Source organism: Parasphingorhabdus sp. (genome assembly GCF_049667325.1).
In the GTDB taxonomy this organism is placed as follows: Bacteria; Pseudomonadota; Alphaproteobacteria; order Sphingomonadales; family Sphingomonadaceae; genus Parasphingorhabdus.
The window spans coordinates 1-2,199 of record NZ_JBATHY010000347.1; the positions used below are offsets into that span (position 1 = coordinate 1).

Annotated in this window: 2 protein-coding genes and 2 pseudogenes; all 4 read right to left on the bottom strand. The window is 56.5% G+C overall.

From position 1 onward, the window contains the following. A pseudogene (locus WBM93_RS14675) lies at window positions 1-333 on the bottom strand (hypothetical protein); the annotation flags it as partial. A gap of 53 nt (window positions 334-386) precedes the next feature. Continuing rightward, window positions 387-1,016: a TetR family transcriptional regulator gene (locus tag WBM93_RS14680; protein WP_424432609.1), complete on the bottom strand. Its 630-nt coding sequence runs from the start codon at window positions 1,014-1,016 to the stop codon at window positions 387-389. A gap of 36 nt (window positions 1,017-1,052) precedes the next feature. Then, the gene (locus WBM93_RS14685) at window positions 1,053-1,925 is read right to left on the bottom strand and encodes a crotonase/enoyl-CoA hydratase family protein (protein ID WP_424432610.1); all 873 of its coding nucleotides are present in this window, start codon (window positions 1,923-1,925) and stop codon (window positions 1,053-1,055) included. Window positions 1,926-1,987: 62 nt separating this feature from the next. Then, a pseudogene (locus WBM93_RS14690) lies at window positions 1,988-2,199 on the bottom strand (3-hydroxy-2-methylbutyryl-CoA dehydrogenase); the annotation flags it as partial.

Here is a 2,199-nt window from a genome sequence, read left to right on the forward strand (position 1 = left end):
GGTGTTGATGACAAAATCGACGTTCTCGCTACCGACCTGTTCGAGCGCCGCCTGTATTTTCGGAATCATCTGGGGAAACTGGTCATCGACAATCACCGTGCCGTCTTCGCCAACCGACACGGCGATATTGCCGCCAACACCGAACAGTACATAGAAGCCATCCGCCAGTTTTTCGGTCATGATCTCGGTTTTTTCAAAGTCCCAGCCAAAGGCGCCGTGCAGTTGGTCAGCCGACATCAACGGGCCGTGCGGAGCCGGCTTTTCCGAAACCGGTTTTGTTGATTGATCGCCATGGGCCAGCGCGGGCGAGACCGTCGATAGTGCCAGAGCCATCCCCAGGATTCCGGTAGCCTTGCACATATAATCTCTCCCTTTTGGTAAAAATCCTATTTCAGAATGCCCGCCATGATCAGATCGACGGTCTGCTCGCGATAGGCATCGCGCATCCGCGTGTCGAAATCTTCGCGGCCATAGCAATATTTCCAGACCAGCTTGCCGGTAAAGAAACGGTCGGCGGCGCCGGTGACGGCGGAATAGAAGAGATCGGGATCGACCGTGCGGAACACTCCGGACTTGATGCCTTCGCCGACAAAAGTCTTGTAGGCCTCGGAAAGCGGTTTGAGATATTTGTCCGCGATGTTGCGCGCGCCCTCGGGTGGCAGCTCACGGATCAGGCGCATCGTCAACCGGTTGAGATAGGGAAACTCGTAATAGGTATCGATCACCGCACCGATATGGTGGCGCAGCTTGTCTTCCGGCGGCATGTCCTTTTTGATCAATAGCCCGACCTGGACCAGAATATTGTCCATATCGCGCTCGAGAATCGCTTCGAGCAGGCCGTCCTTGTTACCGAAATAATATTTGACGAGGGCACTGTTGAGGCCGGACAGGACCGATAGCTCGCTAAAGGAGATATCAATCGTATCGCCCTGGCGCATGATTTGACTGGCGGTCTCGATCAGCTTCTCACGCGCGCCCGCTTCATTCTCTTTGGCCACCAGTTTTTCGACGCTCATATATCTTCCCCTATGCGCACGATATCACAAATTTTTTCACTTATAGACAGGTTCTTCCCACCATGGGAAGCTGTCAGGCAGGTCGCTCGAAACTTTATCCGGATAGTCGGGACTGCGCTTCTCGAGAAAGCTCGCAATGCCTTCTTTCGCATCGGCCGATTTCGCGCGATTATAGATGATCCGGCTGTCGACCTTATGCGCTTCCATCGGGTGGGCGGCAGCGGGCAATTGCCACAGCATCTGGCGGGTCACAGCTATTGATACCGGCGCGGTATTGTCGACAATCTCCCGCGCCAGAGCATATGCGGCGGGTAGCAGATCTGCCGGCTTGTGCAGTGAACGGACAAGTCCGCCGTTTATCGCTTCCTGCGCATTAAAAACCCGTCCGGTCAGACACCATTCCAGCGCTTGCGCCCTGCCGACCAGATTGGGCAGGAACCAACTGGCCGCGCCATCGGGTGCAATCCCGCGCCGGGCGAAGACAAAGCCGAAACGCGCGTTCTCGCTGGCCAGCCGCATGTCCATCGGCAGCAACATCGTCGCGCCAACACCCACGGCAACGCCGTTGATCGCGCCGATAACCGGCTTGAGACATTGATAAATCCGCAGGATCAGCAAGCCACCGCCATCGCGAACCCGGGGATCGGAATAATCCTCCACCGGCTCTGCGCTGGCGAAGGGTTTCTTGCCATCTTCCGGGGTCAGGTCTGCGCCCGCGCAAAAGGCGCGGTTGCCGGCTCCGGTAACCACAACCGCCCGCACATCATCATCAGCATCGATCCGGTCAAAGGCATCGGTCATTTCCTTGATCATCGTCCCGGTAAAGGCATTCATCTTTTCCGGACGATTGATCGTGATCGTCGCGATATTGTCGGCGACGTCGTAAAGGATCTGCGTGTAACCGGTCATGGAAATCTCCTGATGTGACAAAAAGGGCCGCGAGTTTCTCGCAGCCCCTTCGTTTGTCTTGGCTAGCGCGGTGCCATGCGGATACCACCATCAAGGCGCACATCTTCACCGTTGAAATATTGGGTTTCGATCATGCACATGGCGAGTGCCGCATATTCGTCCGGTACGCCCAGTCGCGGAGGATGCGGAACCATGGCACCAAGAGCGTCACGGACATTTTGCGGGGCACCGGCAAGCAGCGGCGTATCAAAGATACCCGGCAGGATGGTGTTGA